The sequence below is a fragment of the Klebsiella sp. M5al genome (assembly GCF_002090195.1).
In the GTDB taxonomy this organism is placed as follows: domain Bacteria; phylum Pseudomonadota; class Gammaproteobacteria; order Enterobacterales; family Enterobacteriaceae; genus Klebsiella; species Klebsiella grimontii.
The window spans coordinates 3,463,820-3,482,627 of record NZ_CP020657.1; the positions used below are offsets into that span (position 1 = coordinate 3,463,820).

At 57.5% G+C, this 18,808-nt stretch carries 15 protein-coding genes; 8 read left to right on the top strand and 7 right to left on the bottom strand.

Annotation, left to right across the window (positions count from 1 at the left end):
- Positions 1–4 precede the first annotated feature (4 nt).
- Both BWI76_RS16725 and BWI76_RS16730 read right to left on the bottom strand, forming a co-directional pair.
- Entirely contained in the window at positions 5–1,423 is a 1,419-nt protein-coding gene (locus BWI76_RS16725; protein ID WP_004136708.1) for a Na+/H+ antiporter NhaC family protein, read from the bottom strand.
- Positions 1,416–2,603 (bottom strand): trans-sulfuration enzyme family protein, encoded by a 1,188-nt coding sequence (locus BWI76_RS16730; RefSeq protein WP_004136707.1) that lies wholly within the window; start codon positions 2,601–2,603, stop codon positions 1,416–1,418. The genes BWI76_RS16725 and BWI76_RS16730 overlap by 8 nt, the downstream gene beginning before the upstream one ends.
- A gap of 468 nt (positions 2,604–3,071) precedes the next feature.
- On the opposite strand from BWI76_RS16730, the gene BWI76_RS28565 reads away from it, so the two are divergent.
- Both BWI76_RS28565 and cspF read left to right on the top strand, forming a co-directional pair.
- Positions 3,072–3,242 carry a YnfU family zinc-binding protein gene (locus BWI76_RS28565; RefSeq protein ID WP_216356110.1) on the top strand — a complete coding sequence of 57 codons (171 nt, stop codon included), beginning with the start codon at positions 3,072–3,074 and terminating at the stop codon, positions 3,240–3,242.
- Positions 3,243–3,412: 170 nt separating this feature from the next.
- Entirely contained in the window at positions 3,413–3,625 is a 213-nt protein-coding gene (gene cspF, locus BWI76_RS16735; protein ID WP_004136705.1) for a cold shock-like protein CspF, read from the top strand.
- Positions 3,626–3,673: 48 nt separating this feature from the next.
- Here the strand turns inward: cspF and BWI76_RS16740 are convergent, their stop codons facing one another.
- A complete protein-coding gene (locus tag BWI76_RS16740; RefSeq protein WP_024357944.1) occupies positions 3,674–4,546 on the bottom strand; it encodes a LysR family transcriptional regulator in 873 nt (290 codons plus the stop codon).
- 106 nt (positions 4,547–4,652) lie between these two features.
- Here BWI76_RS16740 and budA point away from each other — a divergent pair, with 106 nt between their 5' ends.
- From budA to BWI76_RS16755, 3 genes are read left to right on the top strand one after another with little or no spacing between them, the layout of a single operon-like run.
- Complete coding sequence (budA, locus tag BWI76_RS16745; protein WP_004136703.1) at positions 4,653–5,432, top strand: acetolactate decarboxylase; 780 nt, start codon at positions 4,653–4,655, stop codon at positions 5,430–5,432.
- On the top strand, positions 5,404–7,122 hold the full coding sequence (gene alsS / locus BWI76_RS16750; RefSeq protein WP_262422015.1) for an acetolactate synthase AlsS: 1,719 nt from the start codon (positions 5,404–5,406) through the stop codon (positions 7,120–7,122). Before budA ends, alsS begins: the two co-directional genes overlap by 29 nt.
- Positions 7,123–7,145: 23 nt before the next feature.
- Positions 7,146–7,916: a (S)-acetoin forming diacetyl reductase gene (locus tag BWI76_RS16755; protein WP_049085106.1), complete on the top strand. Its 771-nt coding sequence runs from the start codon at positions 7,146–7,148 to the stop codon at positions 7,914–7,916.
- A 57-nt stretch (positions 7,917–7,973) separates the two neighbouring features.
- On the opposite strand, the gene BWI76_RS16760 is transcribed toward BWI76_RS16755, so the two are convergent.
- From BWI76_RS16760 to BWI76_RS16770, 3 genes are all read right to left on the bottom strand, one after another.
- A complete protein-coding gene (locus BWI76_RS16760; RefSeq protein WP_049085105.1) occupies positions 7,974–9,044 on the bottom strand; it encodes an ABC transporter ATP-binding protein in 1,071 nt (356 codons plus the stop codon).
- The gene (locus BWI76_RS16765) at positions 9,037–10,806 is read right to left on the bottom strand and encodes an ABC transporter permease (RefSeq protein WP_049099218.1); all 1,770 of its coding nucleotides are present in this window, start codon (positions 10,804–10,806) and stop codon (positions 9,037–9,039) included. The genes BWI76_RS16760 and BWI76_RS16765 overlap by 8 nt, the downstream gene beginning before the upstream one ends.
- A 71-nt stretch (positions 10,807–10,877) precedes the next feature.
- Positions 10,878–11,966 (bottom strand): ABC transporter substrate-binding protein, encoded by a 1,089-nt coding sequence (locus BWI76_RS16770; protein WP_004136699.1) that lies wholly within the window; start codon positions 11,964–11,966, stop codon positions 10,878–10,880.
- Positions 11,967–12,463: 497 nt separating this feature from the next.
- Between BWI76_RS16770 and BWI76_RS16775 the strand changes: the two genes are divergently transcribed.
- Positions 12,464–13,546, top strand: a complete 1,083-nt coding sequence (locus tag BWI76_RS16775) for a malate/lactate/ureidoglycolate dehydrogenase (RefSeq protein WP_049087086.1) — start codon at positions 12,464–12,466, stop codon at positions 13,544–13,546.
- Positions 13,547–13,783: 237 nt separating this feature from the next.
- Positions 13,784–15,934 (top strand): formate dehydrogenase subunit alpha, encoded by a 2,151-nt coding sequence (gene fdhF, locus BWI76_RS16780; RefSeq protein ID WP_024357925.1) that lies wholly within the window; start codon positions 13,784–13,786, stop codon positions 15,932–15,934.
- A 151-nt stretch (positions 15,935–16,085) separates the two neighbouring features.
- Here the strand turns inward: fdhF and BWI76_RS16785 are convergent, their stop codons facing one another.
- The gene (locus tag BWI76_RS16785) at positions 16,086–17,237 is read right to left on the bottom strand and encodes a M20 aminoacylase family protein (protein ID WP_064342815.1); all 1,152 of its coding nucleotides are present in this window, start codon (positions 17,235–17,237) and stop codon (positions 16,086–16,088) included.
- A gap of 283 nt (positions 17,238–17,520) precedes the next feature.
- Here BWI76_RS16785 and BWI76_RS16790 point away from each other — a divergent pair, with 283 nt between their 5' ends.
- Positions 17,521–18,726, top strand: coding sequence for an MFS transporter (locus BWI76_RS16790; protein ID WP_004139588.1), 1,206 nt, complete (start codon positions 17,521–17,523; stop codon positions 18,724–18,726).
- The last annotated feature ends 82 nt before the right edge of the window (positions 18,727–18,808 follow it).

The window sequence follows — 18,808 nt, forward strand, 5'->3', positions numbered from 1 at the left end:
TGAATTAAAGAGTAAAACCGACGATTAAATAAACCATGAGCGCCAGGCTCCCCGTCACCAGGGCATAGGGCATTTGGGTACGAATATGCTCAATATGGTCGCAGTTGGTCGCCATCGAGGCGACGATAGCATCGCTGGAGATCGGGGACGTCATATCGCCAAAAATTGAGCCGGAAATCGCGGCGCCAATCATAAAGTGCGGATCGATGCCTAATGAGACCCCCAGCTGAACGCCGATCGGGATCATAATGGCGAAGGTTCCCCATGAGGTGCCCGTCGCCAGCGACATGACCGCAGCAATCAGAAAGATAAAGCCGATCGAGAATCCGGAGGGGATCACGCCGGAGGTAATGGAAGCGATATACTGCCCGGTATTCAGTTCCGCTGAAATATGCCCCATCAGGAAAGCCAGGATCATGATTGAGCTAATTTTCACCATGCTGGCGTAGCCGATATACAGCTCTTTGAAAAAGTTCTCAACGTTCAGAATACCGCGCGCGCGGAACCAGATAAAAGAGACGACGGTACCAAACATGACGCCGGAGTAGACCGACATCGAACCGCTGCCTTTGGAGAACTGTCCATCGCCGGTGATATATAGCACCACCGGAACCATTAAGACGGTGGAAAGAATCGGAATAAAGAAGTTGAGCAGCGAGTGACAGGCCGGGTGATCGATAACCGGGTCCGCTTCGTCTGCCCCCTGCTCTTGCTCGATTTCCATCAGCGCGGTTTCAAACTTTAGCTCCGCCTTTTTCATCGGCCCCCAGCTGCAGCCGGAGAGAATATAAAACAGCACCGAGGCTAATGAAAACCAGGCCATCGTGTTCCAGATCATCGAGCTTGCCAGGACTTCAAAAGGCTCGCCGGTCAGGTAACCCTGCGCAATCTGCACCCCGATAACGCCCATCATCGCCGCCCCCCAGCCGTTGATCATCACCGACGAGCAGACCGATACGCAGGAGGTCTGGATAATATAGGACATCTTTTCCGGCGAGACTTTATAGCGCCGGGCCAGGTTTTTTGTCGAAGCGCCGGCGATCAGCTGGTTTATCGAGCTCTCGATAAAAATCAACGAGGTCACCAGCATCGCCAGCAGCTGTACCGATTTTTTATTGGTGACAAAATCGTTTTTTTCCGAGAGAAACTGCACCAGTTTACGCACCCCGCCGGTCACCACGATCAGCCGCATAATGCCGCCGATCATCACCATAAACACAATCGTTCGCGCGTTACCGGCGGAGGCAAAGGTTTCGATAATCCCGTTCAGGGTGCCGCCAATCCCCTGAATAATACTGTGGTTAATCACCGCGTAGCCGACAAAAATACCGGTCAGCAGCGAGAGGATCACCTGGCGGGTCAGGATCGCCAGAATAATCGTGACCAGCGGGGTAATAATCGTCCAGATACCGTAGTCATGCATGATGATTATCCTGTGTGATGTCCATAGCGGCGAAAGCGCTCTCCAGGTCTTGCAGCAAATCATCGATATGTTCGATGCCGACGGAGAAACGCAGCGTCGTGTCGTAAACCCCGATGGCTTCCCGCTCCTCTTTTGACATCGCCCCGTGGGACATGGAAGCCGAATGGTTGATCATGCTCTCCACTCCGCCCAGCGATTCCGCCAGCACAAAATAGTGCAGACCGCCAATAAAGCGTTTCAGGCTCTGGATATCCCCCTTCAGCGTCGCGGTCACCACCGCGCCGCCCGAACGCATTTGCTGCCTGCAAAGCTGATGCTGCGGATGCGACGGCAGGCCCGGGTAGTAGACGCTGGCTATCGCCGGATGATTTTCCAGATATTGCGCTACCCGCAGCGCATTGCCGCACTGACGCGCCATGCGCAGATCCAGCGTTTTCATGCCGCGCAGGGCAAGATAGGCATCGAATGGCGAAGCAATAGAGCCGAGTGTGGTTTTAATGAAATCAAGACGGGACGCCAGCGCTTCATTATTAGTGATCACCGCGCCGCCAATTAAATCTGAATGCCCGCCGACATATTTACTGGTAGAGAGCATGACCATATCCGCACCCATTTCAAGCGGCTTATGGTTCCAGGCGCTGGCAAAGGTATTATCGACGCAGGTAGTAATAGCGCGTTCTTTGGCAATACGACAAACCTTCGCAATATCGACCAGTTCCAGTAAGGGATTCGTCGGCGTTTCAATCCAGATTAACGCCGTATTTTCCTGAATAGTGTTTATCAGGCTTTGCTCATCATTCAGATCGATATAAGAAATCGTGACGCCGGTGGTATGCGTTTTTAATTTTTCAAACAGCCGCCAGGTTCCGCCGTAGACGCCTTTCATCGCGATAATATGGGCGTCTTTGGGTAAGAGCTCCATAACGATATTGGTCGCCGCCATTCCCGAGGCGGTGGCGGTGGCGTAAATGCCGCCTTCCAGTTCGGCGAGAGCCGATTCATAAGCTTTACGCGTTGGATTAGAGACCCGGGAATAACAAAAATCGCCACCTTCATACAGATTAGGTTGAATAAATGAGCTGGCCGTGACGATCGGGGTAAATATAGCATGAGTTACCGGATCGGATTGATTTCCAGCATGAACCGCCAGGGTAGCAATATCTTTAGTTCTGGTTTTCATAGGGTACACTCAAATTATTATCAGATATAAAATGTCATGAGCTCTTATTGTCATGGTCAGCGCAGCTGGCGAATAAAACAACCGCCAAAACTCCGTTTAATAGCCTAAAAAATATGACTAGCGCATCATTAACAGCATGATTTGCGTTGCCCGACTACCGTTAAAATATATATCAGGCGGGAAAGAAAATTTTGCCTATTTTCCCTCTAATCAGGGAAAAATGGAGAAAAACGTTCTCTGGCAACCAAAGTTCGTATCTTTTAATGCATTGATATAAAACGATTTAATTTTAGAGGGTGATGGTAATCACAAAAAAATAGGGGAAAATTCCTCTCTTGCGCACCTGGCCAGGCCTGCGTTTGCGCGCTCTTCCGCTCGTCACCCGCGCCGCTGGCTGCCCAGAATGAGTTAGAGCTATTTGCCGCGAAATGCTGTATGGTCATACACTCTTAAATCAGGAAATATCATATGTCAGAACGCAAAGACGCTAAAACTCGCCGTAATTATCTCGTTAAATGCTCCTGCCCTAACTGCTCTCAGGACTCAGAACACAGCTTCAGCCGAGTCCAAAAAGGTGCGCAACTCATTTGCCCCTACTGCCATAAACTCTTTCAGTCCTCATCACGATCCGCTGCATAATTATTCCCTTGCCAGATGCCGATTGCCGCGCGTGATTGCGCAATAATCAGCCAGCGCCGAACTCATTTGGCAAAAAAAGCCCGCCTGCGCGGGTTTTATTTTGATTTGAATAGACTTCCCGCGCGCTTACGGTATAGTCGTGCCGGTTTTCATATTTAAAAGGTATTTATTTGTTCCAAAAAATGACAGGTATTGTCAAAGCGTTTGATAATAAAACAGGCAAAGGCCTGATAATCCCCTCCGATGGTCGTAAAGATGTTCAGGTTCATATTTCCGCATTATCGCCCGGCGAACCAACCACAATCAGCCCCGGAATCCGCGTCGAATTTCGTCGAGTCAACGGACTGCGAGGCCCAACCGCCGCCAACGTCTACCTTTCTTAAACAGTTTTAAAAAGCGTTAAATATTTCCTGTCGTCGTCACCCCGCCGGTTAAAACATGGCCAAAAAACGCTTCACCGTGCGCGAGCGCTCGTAGCGCCGCCAGGCGATAGCGATATCGGTTTTCAGCGGCGTCCCCATCAGCGGATGATAGCTCACGTTGGGCAGCGTGATGCAGGTCATCGACTGCGGCACCAGCGCAAAGCCGAATCCGGCCTCCACCATGCTCAATGACGATGAAATTTGCGATGACTGATAGGCGCTTTGCATATCAATACCGGCGCGCAGATAGCTGTTATACACCAGTTCGTAGAGTCCGGGAGCCACTTCACGCGGGAAAAGAATCGGCGCCACGTCCGTCAACTGCTCCAGCGTCAGCTCGCGGTGGGACGATAGCGGGTGCGAACGCGCCAGGGCAATCACCATCGGTTCTTGATCGATAATCCGCAGATTGAACGCTTTACTGCTCTCACAGGGCAGGCGCACAAAAGCAATATCCAGCTCCGCTTCGCCAAGCGCCCCCATCAGCGTCGCCATATTGCCCTCGACCTGATGTAACGTCACCCCCGGGTAACTTTGCTGAAATTGCTGTAACAGGCTAAAGATTTGCGGATGAAAAGCGTCGGAGCTGGTAATGCCCAGCGAGAGGCGACCGTTCAGCCCGCGGGCAATTCCCTTGGTTTTTTCCAGCGCCGCGTCGCTTAACGCCAGAATCTGGCAGGCATCCTCATAGAACGACTCCCCCGCTTCCGTCAGCTCGACGCCCCGCGTTAAACGGCGGAAAAGCGGTGTGCCAATTTCTCTTTCAAGCCTTTGAATTTGCTGGCTTAGCGGGGGCTGGGAGATGCCAAGTTCTTTTGCCGCTTTAGTGAAGTGCCGCGCCTCGGCGACGGCGACGAAGTAGCGCAGATAACGAAGTTCCATATCGAAAACGTCTCAAACAATCATAGATTCTATATTGGAACTGTGAGCTGAATCGGGTCAACATTTATTTAACCTTTCTGATATTCGTTGAACGAGGAAGTGGGCAATGAACCATTCTGTTGAATGCTCTTGTGAAGAGAGCCTGTGTGAAACTCTACGAGGATTTTCCGCGCAACATCCCGATAGCGTCATCTACCAGACCTCTCTGATGAGCGCGCTGCTTAGCGGCGTTTATGAAGGTAATACGACCATCGCCGATTTGCTCACCCACGGTGATTTCGGCCTCGGGACCTTTAATGAACTGGACGGCGAGCTGATCGCGTTTAGCAGCGAAGTTTACCAGCTGCGCGCCGACGGCAGCGCCCGCAAAGCCCGTATGGAACAGCGTACGCCGTTCGCGGTGATGACCTGGTTTCAGCCGCAGTATCGCAAAACGTTCGATAAACCGGTCAGCCGCGAACAGCTGCACAACATCATCGACCAGCAAATCCCGTCGGACAATCTGTTCTGCGCCCTGCGTATTAACGGCCATTTTCGCCACGCCCATACCCGCACGGTACCGCGCCAGACGCCGCCCTACCGGGCGATGACCGACGTACTCGACGACCAGCCGGTTTTTCGCTTCAACCAGCGCGAGGGGGTCCTGGTTGGGTTCAGAACGCCGCAGCATATGCAGGGCATTAACGTGGCCGGCTACCACGAACACTTCATCACCGATGACCGCCAGGGCGGCGGCCATCTGCTCGATTATCAGCTCGACCACGGCGTGCTGACCTTTGGCGAGATCCACAAATTGATGATTGACCTTCCTGCCGATAGCGCCTTCCTGCAGGCGGATCTGCATCCAGACAATCTTGATGCCGCCATTCGCTCAGTCGAAAACTAAGGAGATTCTCGTGGATAATCAACATCAACCGCGCCAGTGGGCGCACGGCGCCGACCTCATCGTCAGCCAGCTTGAGGCCCAGGGAGTACGCCAGGTGTTCGGCATTCCGGGGGCCAAAATCGATAAAGTCTTCGATTCGCTGCTCGACTCCTCCATTCGCATTATCCCGGTGCGCCACGAAGCCAACGCCGCCTTTATGGCCGCCGCGGTTGGCCGCATCACCGGCAAAGCGGGCGTCGCGCTGGTCACGTCCGGACCGGGCTGCTCTAACCTGATTACCGGGATGGCAACGGCCAATAGCGAGGGCGACCCGGTGGTGGCGCTGGGCGGCGCGGTAAAACGCGCCGATAAGGCCAAACAGGTGCATCAGAGTATGGATACGGTGGCGATGTTTAGCCCGGTGACCAAATACTCGGTGGAAGTCACCGCGCCGGAAGCGCTGGCGGAGGTTGTCTCCAACGCGTTTCGCGCAGCCGAGCAGGGACGCCCCGGCAGCGCCTTCGTCAGCCTGCCGCAGGACGTGGTCGACGGGCCGGTCCACGCCAGGGTTCTGCCCGCCGGCGATGCGCCGCAGACCGGCGCGGCGCCGGACGAAGCCATTGCGCGAGTCGCGAAGATGATTGCCGGCGCGAAAAATCCGATATTTCTGCTCGGCCTGATGGCCAGCCAGACGGAAAACAGCGCGGCGCTGCGCGAATTACTGAAAAAAAGCCATATCCCGGTAACCAGCACCTATCAGGCCGCCGGCGCGGTCAATCAGGACCACTTTACTCGCTTCGCCGGGCGGGTTGGGCTGTTCAACAACCAGGCAGGGGATCGACTCCTGCATCTCGCCGACCTGGTCATCTGCATCGGCTATAGTCCGGTGGAGTACGAGCCGGCCATGTGGAATAACGGTAACGCTACGCTGGTGCATATCGACGTGCTGCCCGCTTACGAAGAGCGTAACTATACCCCGGACGTCGAGCTGGTCGGCAATATCGCCGCCACCCTGAACAAACTGTCTCAGCGCATCGACCACCAGCTGGTGCTGTCGCCGCAGGCCGCCGAGATCCTGGTCGATCGCCAGCATCAGCGGGAGCTCCTCAACCGCCGCGGCGCGCAGCTGAACCAGTTCGCCCTGCATCCGCTGCGCATCGTTCGCGCCATGCAGGACATCGTCAATAGCGATGTCACCCTGACCGTCGATATGGGGAGCTTTCATATCTGGATCGCCCGCTATCTCTACAGCTTCCGCGCCCGTCAGGTGATGATTTCCAACGGTCAACAGACCATGGGGGTGGCGCTGCCGTGGGCGATTGGCGCCTGGCTGGTCAATCCGCAGCGCAAAGTGGTTTCCGTTTCCGGCGACGGCGGTTTCCTGCAGTCCAGCATGGAGCTGGAGACCGCCGTACGGCTGAAAGCGAACGTCCTGCATATCATCTGGGTCGATAACGGCTACAACATGGTGGCGATTCAGGAGGAGAAAAAATACCAGCGGCTCTCCGGCGTTGAGTTCGGCCCGGTGGATTTTAAAGTTTATGCCGAAGCCTTCGGCGCCAAAGGGTTTGCGGTAGAGAGCGCCGAAGCCCTTGAGCCGACGCTGCGGGCGGCGATGGACGTTGACGGCCCCGCCGTCGTGGCCATCCCCGTGGATTACCGCGATAACCCGCTGCTGATGGGCCCGCTCCATCTCAGTCAAATACTTTGAGTCACTACAGAAGGAATCTATCAATGAAAAAAGTCGCACTCGTCACCGGCGCGGGCCAGGGTATCGGTAAAGCTATCGCCCTTCGCCTGGTGAAAGATGGTTTTGCCGTGGCTATCGCCGATTATAACGACGCCACCGCACAGGCGGTCGCTGATGAAATTAACCGCAGCGGCGGCCGGGCGCTGGCGGTGAAGGTGGATGTGTCTCAACGCGATCAGGTTTTTGCCGCCGTCGAACAGGCGCGCAAGGGCCTCGGCGGTTTTGACGTGATCGTCAACAACGCCGGGGTTGCGCCCTCCACGCCAATCGAGGAGATTCGCGAGGACGTGATCGATAAAGTCTACAATATCAACGTCAAAGGCGTTATCTGGGGCATCCAGGCCGCGGTCGAGGCGTTTAAACAAGAGGGCCACGGCGGCAAAATCATCAACGCCTGCTCCCAGGCGGGCCATGTAGGTAACCCGGAGCTGGCGGTCTATAGCTCCAGTAAGTTTGCCGTGCGCGGCCTGACGCAAACCGCCGCCCGCGATCTGGCGCATCTGGGAATTACCGTTAACGGCTACTGCCCGGGGATCGTCAAAACCCCAATGTGGGCGGAGATTGACCGCCAGGTTTCCGAAGCGGCGGGTAAACCGCTGGGTTACGGAACCCAGGAGTTCGCCAAACGCATTACCCTTGGACGGCTATCCGAGCCGGAAGACGTCGCGGCCTGCGTCTCTTATCTCGCCGGTCCAGACTCCAACTATATGACCGGCCAATCGCTGCTGATCGATGGCGGCATGGTATTTAACTAATAATAAATAAGCTCTGACATGGTTTGCCCCGGCTTCACCGCCGGGGCTTTTTTTATCTCAACCTTTCGGGAAGATCCACAGGTCGCTGACGGGCAACGCCAGATGGCAACGCTCGGCATCGCGCAGCGCGCTGCCGTAGGCGCGTATGGCGAAATCATCGCCTTCGGTGCGAAACAGATACTCCCAGCGGTCGCCGAGGTACATGCTGGTCAACAGCGGCAACGCCAGCATGTTCTCTTCAGGCGCCGAAGCGATGCGCAGGCGCTCAACGCGGATCACCGCCGTCGCCTCTTCCCCCACGCTGACCCCTTCCCCCGCCATTCCCCAGAGCGCCCAGCTGGCTCCCTCAATGCGCGCCCGACCGTTCTCCAGCGCGCTGACGGTGCCATGCAGGCGATTATTACTGCCCATAAACTCGGCGGCAAACAGCGTTTTCGGGCTGCCGTACATCTCCTGCGGGGTGCCCTGCTGCTCGATCACGCCGTTATTAAGCAGCAGAATGCGATCGGAAATCGCCATCGCCTCATTCTGATCGTGCGTGACCATCAGCGCCGACAGTCCCAGCTTGACGATCAGCTCGCGCAAAAAGACCCGCGCTTCTTCCCGCAGCTTGGCGTCCAGATTCGACAGCGGTTCATCCAGCAGGATCACCGGCGGGTTGTAAACCAGTGCCCTGCCGATGGCCACGCGCTGCTGCTGTCCTCCGGAGAGCTGATGCGGATGGCGATTGCCAAGATGCCCCAGCCCCAGCTGTTCAAGTACGGTCTGGACCCGCTGCTTGATCTCCGCGGCGGCAACCTTACGCAGCTTCAGCGGGTAAGCGACGTTTTCAAACACTGTTTTATGCGGCCACAGCGCGTAGGACTGAAACACCAGCCCCAGGTTGCGCTCCTCGGCCGGAATTTCGCTACGCGGGTTGCCGTCATAGACGCGGGATTTTCCAATGGTGATAATGCCGCCGGTCGGCTTCTCCAGCCCGGCGACCGCCCGCAGCAGCGTGGTTTTTCCGCTGCCCGATGGCCCTAGCAGCGACACCACCTCTCCCCGCTTCAGTTCCATGGACACGCCCTTAAGCACCGGATTATCGCCGTAGGTCAGATGCAGGTTTTCTACCGATAATTCAATCATGTAATTTCACTCCAAAGCGCAGCGCGATACCCAGCCCCACGACCACCAGCAGGATATTGATGAAGGAGAGCGCGGCGACAATATCGATAGCCCCCGCCGCCCACAGCGAGACCAGCATCGAACCGATCGTTTCGGTTCCGGGCGAAAGCAGATAAACCCCGGTTGAGTATTCGCGCTCGAAGATAAGAAACATCAGCAGCCATGAGCCGATTAAGCCGTAGCGCGACAGCGGCACCGTGACGTGACGGGTAATCTGCCCGCGCGATGCGCCGGTACTGCGCGCGGCCTCTTCCAGCTCCGGCGCCACCTGCAGCAGCGTCGAGGAGATCAGCCGCAGGCCGTAGGCCATCCACACCACGGTATAAGCCAGCCAGACGCTAAAAATAGTATTACGCAGCGCGCGCAGCTGAACGATCAGGTGCTCGCGCAGCCAGTCCGCCACCGGCAGCGCCGAGAGCCAGCCGTTTTTCAGCGACTGATCGAGCCACATCGGCAGAAACAGAAACACCCACAGAAACGCCAGCCCGGCCAGCAGCCCCGGCACGGCGCGCGGTACCAGCACGCTGTAGTCAAGAAAGCGCGTGACGTTATCCGGTTTACGGTGCATGGCGATGCCCACGAACAGATAGCAGACCACCGCCAGCGCGCCGCCGAACACGCCAATCGCCATGGAGTTAACGATGGCGCGCAGCAGGTTCGGCTGCTGCCAGATGCTACGGAACGTCGCCAGCGAGAGCTCATCCCATAGCGAAACGCCTACGCCCCAGTTTGAAATAAAGGCCCGCAGCGCCACGCCGAGCAGCGGCACGCCGATAGTGACCGTCAGCCAGGCCACCACCACAATCCCGGCGACCCAGCGCCATTTCCCCAGCGGCAGCGCGCGGGCCTGGGACGCTTTCCCCTTCATGGTGACAAAGCGGTTGGCAGTGCGCATCAGGCGGCGCTGGAGCATTACCAGCGGAATGGTGATGCAGATCAGCACCACCGCTACCGCCGCCATCAGGTGATAGGAAGGGGTGCCGAGCTTGTTGGTCAGCTTATAAAGATAGGTCGCCAGCACCATGTTGCCCTCCGGGTCCCCCAGCACCAACATCAGGCCAAACACTTCCAGACCAAGGAAAAACAGCAGCACGCAGGCGTAGAGTATCGACGGTCGCACCATGGGCAAGCTCACCGCCGTCATCACCTGCAGCGGCGATGCGCCCACCGTGCGCGCGGCCTCCTCCACGTCCGACCCGACGCTGCGCAGGGCGGATGAGATATAGAGATAGGCATGCGGAACGTGCGTCAGTCCGGCAATCACCACGATGCTGAACATTGAGTAAATATTCCACGGTACGAAACCGATCAGCTGTTCCGCCCATTGCGAAAAGAAACCTACCGGTCCGGCCGCCACCACGTAACCAAAGCCCAGCACCATCGGCGAAACGAAAATCGGCACCAGAATCAGCGGCTCAATAAACCGCCGCCCGGGTAAATCGGTGCGCACCATTAAAAAAGCGAGGATCCCGCCGAGGGGGATGGCGATCGCCACCAGACCGAAGGCGAGAATAAAACCGGATTTTAGCGCCAGATAAAAATCCGGGTCGCTAAAGATAAACGCGAAGGCTTCGAGGCTGAACGACTTCGAGCGGGCAAAAAAAGGCGCCGAGAGAAAGCTCTGCACCACGATAAACAACAGCGGGACATAAATCGCCAGCGCCGTCATCACGACGATGATACCGCGCGGCAAACCCTGCCATTTTCGACGTAAGACATTCATAAGCGATCCCTTTAAATCTGGCGGGCATTAAGCGGGCTGCGCATCCGGAAAAGAGGCGCAGCGCCGGGGGGTTATTTCGCCGCGGCGGTACGCCACTGTTTGATAAATTCCAGACGTTGCTTCGGCTCAAGATACGCCAGCAGCGTTTCATCGACCGGAATCGGCTTCAGCGCGCTGCCAAGCATTTTGGTCATGCCGTCAATATCATTTTTACCTTCGATATCATTGCGCAGGGAGGGAATATCGGCCTGGTTCGCGAGGATGCTTTGCCCCTTTTCCGACAGCACGTAGTCAAACCACAGCTTCGCCGCATTAAGATGCTCGGCTTCTGCGGTAATAAAGGAGACCCGGGAGAGCACCAGCACGTAATCTTTCGGATATGAGATGCCAAGCGAAGGGTCGGTTTTCGCCCGCGCTTCCGCGTAGGAACCGAGAATATTGTAGCCAATCAGGTTTTCACCGGAGGAGACGCGCTCCATCATCGTACCGGTGGATGATTGCACCGTCAGGCCGCCTTTCGCAATGCCCGCCAGATCGTTAAAGTAGTTAGCATCGGCTTTGCTGTCCTGCACCGCCAGCATAAAACCCAGCCCTGATTTTTCAATATCGTACGTGGTGACCTTGCCTTTGAATTTATCGGCCTGAGCGGAGATAAGCTTCGCCAGCGCGGTATGCGAGTCCGGAACATCACCCTGCGGGATCAGCCGTTTATTATAGATAAAGACCACCGGCTCGTAGGTCGTGCCGTAAGCTTTTTGTTGCCAGACCGCCCATTTTGGCAGCTTATCCCGCTCCGGCGAGGCGTACTCTTCGGCGTATTCGGTGGCAAGCTTCAGCGCCGTATCCATGGAAGAGCTCCAGACCACATCGCCGCTGCCGCCGCCCGCCGCCTGTTCGCTGATATAACGGTTGTACAATTCGGTACTGTTCATATCGTTATATTCAACTTTAATGCCGGGATATTGCGCCTCAAAGCCTTTAATTAACGGGCCTGCGGCCTTGGTATCGGTCGTTGAATAGATAACCACTTTGCCTTCTTTAATCCCGGCATCCACCACTTTTTGATAATCCGCCGGGTAGCCCTCAGGGACTGTGGCAAGAACCTGACCGGAGAATATTGCCGTCAGTGAAATCATTAACCCACTAATTTTCATATACATAAAATCAACCTTTAGGTATCAATTATTAAACGTAATTTTAACATATAGCGGGACGCCAGAGCCTTGCAACGCCGGATTTTGTTTTTTTACGGCTTTTGTGACGCTGGCGTAATTTAAAGGAAGATTCGCGGGATAAAGCGAAAGCGATTAACGCTCTGCGGCGGGAATATTAAGAAAACATTAAGTTTTTTTGCATATATGGCTCGCCGAATTTTGGCTTTGATTAACTAGAATAATAAAAGTGACGCTCCGTTTTACCTGCAAAGAAAGGTATAACGCGTCTCACTCTGCCGCTAACACAGGGGCTTGACCGCCATGGCGTGGTTTATATATCACCAGCTTCAAGGATTTGTCTCCATCCTCTCCGCAGCAATAACCGCCAGCGAAAAGCCTTTAATACAAAAGTCAAAACCTTGATCTTCGCCGTTGCTCAGCGCAGCATGGAAATGCAAACACGCTAAAACAATAATCCGCAACCCATTCACAGGAGAGAATCAGTGCAAACAGGACATCGCTTCCAGGCCACGGATCTGCATCAATTTGTTAAAACCCTTTTCACCCATATGGGAAGCTCCCCCACCGAAGCGTCGCTTATCGCCGACCACCTTATTGCCGCCAACCTGGCCGGGCACGATTCCCACGGCGTCGGTATGATCCCAAGCTACGTACGCTCCCACGCGCAGGGCTATCTCCAGCTCAACCGCCACGCCAGCGTGATGAAGGACGCGGGCGCGGTGGTCACGCTGGACGGCAACGGCGGATTCGGCCAGGTGGTGGCCCATGAAGCCATGCAGATCGGTATTGAGAAGGCAAAACAGCACGGTTTGGCCGCCGTGGCGCTGCGCAACGCGCACCATATTGGCCGCATCGGCTACTGGGCGGAACAGTGCGCGGCCGCCGGAATGATCTCTATCCATTTCGTTAACGTCGTTGGCAACGTGATGGTCGCCCCGTTCCGTGGGAAAGACAGCCGCTTCGGCACCAACCCGCTGTGCGTGGTGTTCCCGCGCGTCGGCCATCCGCCGCTGCTGCTGGATTACGCCACCAGCGCCATCGCCTTCGGTAAAACCCGCGTTGCCTGGCATAAAGGGGTTCCGGTACCGGCAGGGTCGCTGATCGACGCTCGCGGCGTCCCCACCACCGACCCGGCGGTGATGCAGACCTCGCCGCTGGGGGCGCTGCTGACCTTTGCCGAACATAAAGGCTACGCGCTGGCGACGCTGTGCGAAGCGATCGGCGGCGCGGTATCCGGCGGCAAAACCTCGCATCAGGAGACGCTGCAGGGCAGCGTGGACGCCATCTTCAACTGCATGACCACCATTATTCTCAGCCCAGAAGCGTTCGATGCGCCTGATATGCAGCGCGAGACCGAAGCGTTTATCGACTGGTGTAAACAGTCGCCGCACGAGCCGGACGCGCCCATTCTGGCGCCGGGGGAGTGGGAAGAGGCGAACCGTCGGCAGCGTCTGGCGCAGGGCATTCCGCTGGACGCCGGAAGCTGGCAGGCGATTTGCGCCGCCGCCGAGGAGGTAGGAGTACCCGCCGATACCCTCGCGCAGCTACGCCAGAAGCTAGCCTGATTGTCCCTTGATGACGCCCGAGCGGGCGTCATGTCATCGTCATTAGTGTCGACATCGCCGCCGCCCCGCCTGCACCTCCCGATTATTCTAAATGAATTCAATAAGTTAAAATTTGGCACATCCTATGCATAACGCTCCCGTCATCTGCCGGTACGCTGGCGCATGACGCCCTGACAAGGGCGGGCCGGGCCCGGCCTGTCCATTGTTGTTTATTCTCTGTTAACAGGTCTGTTACTGATGAAAAAAATCACGAGCGTTTGCCCTTATTGCGGGGCCGGTTGCAAACTTAAGCTGGTCGTCGAAAACAATAAGATTATCCGAGCCGAAGCCGCTGATGGCGTTACCAACCAAAATCAGCTGTGCCTGAAAGGCTATTACGGCTGGGATTTTCTCAACGACACCCAGTTGCTGACGCCGCGTCTGCAGCAGCCGATGATTCGCTACCAGAAAGGCGGCAAGTTCACCCCGGTAAGCTGGGATGAAGCCATCCGCTATACGGCGAAAAAACTGCGTGAAATAAAGGAGAAGCATGGCCCGCGCGCCATTATGACGACCGGTTCATCGCGCGGTACCGGCAATGAAACCAACTACGTGATGCAGAAGTTCGCCCGCGGGGTGCTCAACACCAATAACGTCGACTGCTGCGCCCGCGTCTGCCACGGCCCGTCGGTCGCCGGCCTGCAGCTGGCGCTCGGCAACGGCGCGATGAGCAACTCGATTAGCGATATTGAGAACTCAAAATGCCTGCTGGTCTTTGGCTATAACTGCGCCGACTCCCACCCAATCGTCGCCCGCCGGGTGATTAAGGCCCGCGAAAACGGGGCAAAAATCATCGTCTGCGACCCGCGTCGTATCGAAACCGCCCGCATCGCCGATCGCCATCTGCAGCTCAATAACGGCAGCAACATGGCGCTGGTCAACGCCTTCGCTCACGTCCTGCTGGAAGAAGATCTGTATAACCACGACTACGTCGACCGCTTTACCGAGGGGCTGGATGCCTATCGTGAGATGGTGAAAGACTATTCCCCTGAAGCCGTCGAAGGCATCGTCGGCGTCCCGGCCGCTGAAATTCGCCAGGCGATGCGCATGTTTGCCGCCGCGCCTTCCGCCACCATTATGTGGGGCATGGGCGTCACCCAGTTCGGCCAGGCGGTGGACGTTGTCAGAGGGCTGGCGAGCCTCGCGCTGTTAACCGGCAACCTCGGACGCGCCAACGTCGGCGTGGGGCCGGTACGCGGGCAAAACAACGTCCAGGGCGCCTGTGATATGGGCGTCCTGCCGAATATGTTCCCCGGCTACCAGGACGTCACCGACGCCGGCGTTCGCGCCAAATTCGCCAACGCCTGGGGGATTGATCCGGCGAGCATGGACGACCAGGTCGGTACCCGGATCACAGAAGTGCCGCACAAAGCGCTGACCGGCGAGATCAAAGCCTACTACATCATGGGTGAAGATCCGCTACAAACCGAAGCCGATTTGGGTCTGGTGCGTAAAGGGATTGAGGCGCTCGATTTTGTGGTGGTGCAGGATATCTTTATGACCAAAACCGCCGAAATCGCCGATGTGCTGCTGCCCGCCACCTCCTGGGGGGAACACGGCGGCGTCTTTACCTGCGCCGACCGCGGCTTCCAGCGCTTTGAGCAGGCGATTATCGCCACCGGTAACGTTAAGCGCGACTGGGAAATCATCAGCCTGCTGGCCAGCGAAATGGGCTATCCGATGCATTACGATAATAACCAGCAGATCTGGGACGAAATGCGCGAACTCTGCCCGCTGTTCTACGGCGTCACTTACGAGAAAATGGGCGATATGAACCACGTCCAGTGGCCGTGCCCGACGCTGGATCATCCCGGTACTCCGTGGCTGTATAAAGATAACCTCTTCGATACGCCGACCGGTAAAGGTCAGCTGTTCGCCGCCCCGTGGCGGGCGCCTGCCGAGACGCCGGATGAAGCGTATCCGCTGGTGCTGTGTACCGTGCGCGAAGTCGGCCACTACTCGTGTCGTTCGATGACCGGCAACTGCGCGGCTCTGCAGTCGCTTGCCGATGAGCCAGGACGGGTGCAAATCAACCGCGCCGACGCGCAGCGCCTCGGGATCGCCGACCAGCAGCTGGTGTGGGTCAGCTCGCGGCGCGGCAAGGTGATTACCCGCGCCGACATCAGCGATCGCATTAATGAAGGCGCGGTGTACATGACCTATCAGTGGTGGGTTGGCGCCTGTAATGAGCTGACGCAGGATAATCTCGATCCGATCTCGAAAACGCCGGAAACCAAATACTGCGCGGTGAAGGTGGAGGCTATCGCGGATCAGCGCTGGGCCGAACAGTATGCCTGGACAAGCTATAGCGAGATGAAAGCCCGCCTGAAAGCGGCGGTGAACGTGTAAAACAACGCAGGGAGATGCGCGCGTCTCCCTGCATAGCCACTTTTGTTCCCGGGGGCGGCGCTCAACGCGCCTTGCCCGGGCTACAGGTTCAGTGCCGTCTGCGGACCGATAGCCCGGATAGGTGCGCAGCGCCGCCTCCGGGATCGCCCTCTTACGCCAGCAGTTTCTCCACCAGCGCCGTCCACAGCGCCACGCCGTGAGGGAGCAGCTCATCGTTAAAATCATAGCCGGCGTTATGCAACGGCTTTGACGCCGTCTCGCCATCGGCGCCAATCCAAAAATAGGCGCCAGGACAAGCCTCCAGCATGCAGGCAAAATCTTCCGAGGCCATGGAGGGATTCCCGTTCCAGCTCACCGCCGACTCCCCCAGCAGCGCGGTCGCTACCTCGCGCACCTTTTGCGCTTCGGCCGGATGGTTAGTGGTCACCGGATAACCGGGATACCAGGCGATTGCGCCTTCCACCTCTGACACCTGCGGCTGGGCGGCGACATAGCTCTCAATCAGCCCCCTGACCCGCGCGCGCACCTGGTTGTCCAGGCAGCGGAAGGTCCCGCGCAGCACCACTTTATCCGGCAGCACGTTGATCGCCTCTCCGCCGGCAATCTGGGTAATGCTCACCACCGTCGACTCCTGCGGCGACAGGCGGCGCGAAGGAATGGTTTGCAGCGCCATAATCAGCTGCGCCGCGGCGACAATCGGGTCCGCTCCGCGCTCCGGCATCGCCGCATGGCAGCTTTTGCCGGTCAGGGTAATTTCAAACGCGTCGAGAGAAGCCATCATCGCCCCGCTGCCGATCGCCACCTGGCCCAGCGGCATACCCGGCCAGTTGTGCAGCGCGTAAATGGCATCCATCGGGAAGCGCTCAAACAGCCCCTCCTCTACCATTTTCCGCGCGCCGCCCAGGTTCTCCTCGGCGGGCTGGAAAACAAAGTGCACGGTACCGCGAAAGCGGCGGGTCTGCGCCAGATGCGCCGCTGTCGCCAGCAGCATCGCGCTATGACCATCATGGCCGCAGGCGTGCATCACGCCAGGATTGCGCGATTTATAGCCGACATCGCTCTGCTCGGCGATCGGCAGCGCGTCCATATCGGCCCGCAGGCCAATCACCGGACCGGGGCCGTTCTCTAGGGTCGCGACCACGCCGGTACCCGCCAGCCCGCGATGCACCTGGAGGCCAAACGACGCGAGCAGTTCAGCCACCCGACGCGAGGTTTCCTGTTCCTGATACCCCAGCTCAGGGCAAGCATGAAAATCACGTCGCCAGCGAATGGCCTCGGCGATCAGTGAAGAGGATACTGCCATGTCATACTCCTTTCCTGCACAGCATCAGCGCTGAACGAGTGTGTTATTCAATAAATTGGGGCTACAGGTAGTCCGCCAGCCTATTGGTTATATCCTTTCGCCTGCTCGCTGACAACTTCCGCCAAACCCTGCGCCGGCGCGCCTTTACGCGGCCCCCTCGCCAGCGCCGTCCTTTTTTGTAGTGATATCAACGGTGACATAAGGCGTGCGATTAATTATTATGCAGCTATACTGGCGTTTTACCGAATAATTCACTCTTCATACCTCCTTAACCGGAAATAAAATGTTCAACCCAGAGCAGAATCGCCTTGCCCCCACGCTGGCGATGATCATGGCGGCTTCATTAGTGGGATTTATCACCGGATACACGGTGCCCTTAATCAGTCTGGAGCTGGCGCAGCAGCAGATTGATACCGTTTACGTCGGCCTGCTGGCCGCGCTACCGCCAGCGGGGATGATGATCTCCTCCTTCCTCTCACCCGCGCTGTGCCGACGCTTTGAGATGGGGCTTCTGCTCTCCGTCAGTCTGGTGGCGCTGGCTGCGGCAACCATCGCCTCCTGCCTGTCGTTTGATATGGTTCATCTCCTGCTGCCGCGGCTGGTTACCGGCCTGGCGTCGGGGGTGATTATCGTCATTGGCGAAAGCTGGATCACCGGCGGCGCGGCGGGGAAAAACCGGGCAACCCTGACCGGCATTTATGCCTCCGCCTTTACCGGCTGTCAGCTGGCGGGGCCGCTGCTGATCTCCGCCGGAGAAGCGTATCAATCATGGACGCTGCTGCTCGTCGGGCTGGTGACCCTCGCCTGCCTGCTGATGCTCCGCCATCTGCCCTCCGGCAGCCGCGAACGGCTGGCGGAACGCGCCAGCTGGCGCAGCCTCGGCGCTTTTTTGCCGGTACTGGCTTCCGGCGTATTCTGTTTTGCCTTTTTTGATGCCAGCATTCTGGCGCTGCTGCCGTTGTACGGTATGGATAAAGGGCTAAGTGAAGTCACGGCGGTGCTGCTGGTGACGGTGGTATTGACCGGCGACGCCGTATTCCAGGCGCCGCTGGGCTGGATTGCCGACCGCTTCGGCATCCGCCGCGTACATCTGACCTGTGCGGTGGTCTTCTGCCTCGCCCTGTTGGCCCTGCCGTTTCTGCTGGCGTCGCATATCCAGCTGATTGTCGGCTGCCTGCTTCTCGGCGCCGCGGCGGGGGCGCTCTATACCCTGTCGCTGGTCCGCGCCGGGAAAACCTTCTCCGGGCAGAAGCTGATTATGATCAACGCCCTGCTGGGATTCTTTTGGTCCGCGGGCAGCGTGGCCGGGCCGGTAGTCAGCGGATTGTTAATCAGCGTCGCGGGCTATGATGGTCTGCTGATGACGCTGTTTGTCAGCGGCGCGCTGTTCCTGCTGATCCAGTGCCTGGGTAAAAGCGAAAAAGCGCTGCTGGCGGACGAACGCGAGCGCGAAGAAGAGATGGATGATATTAGCGAGGCGGCGCAGTAGCGCTTAAGGGCAGTCACGGTTCGACAAAACGAAAGCGCCCTCATCGCCCGCGCAAGATCTTCTCCCCGGCGGCGCAGCCGCG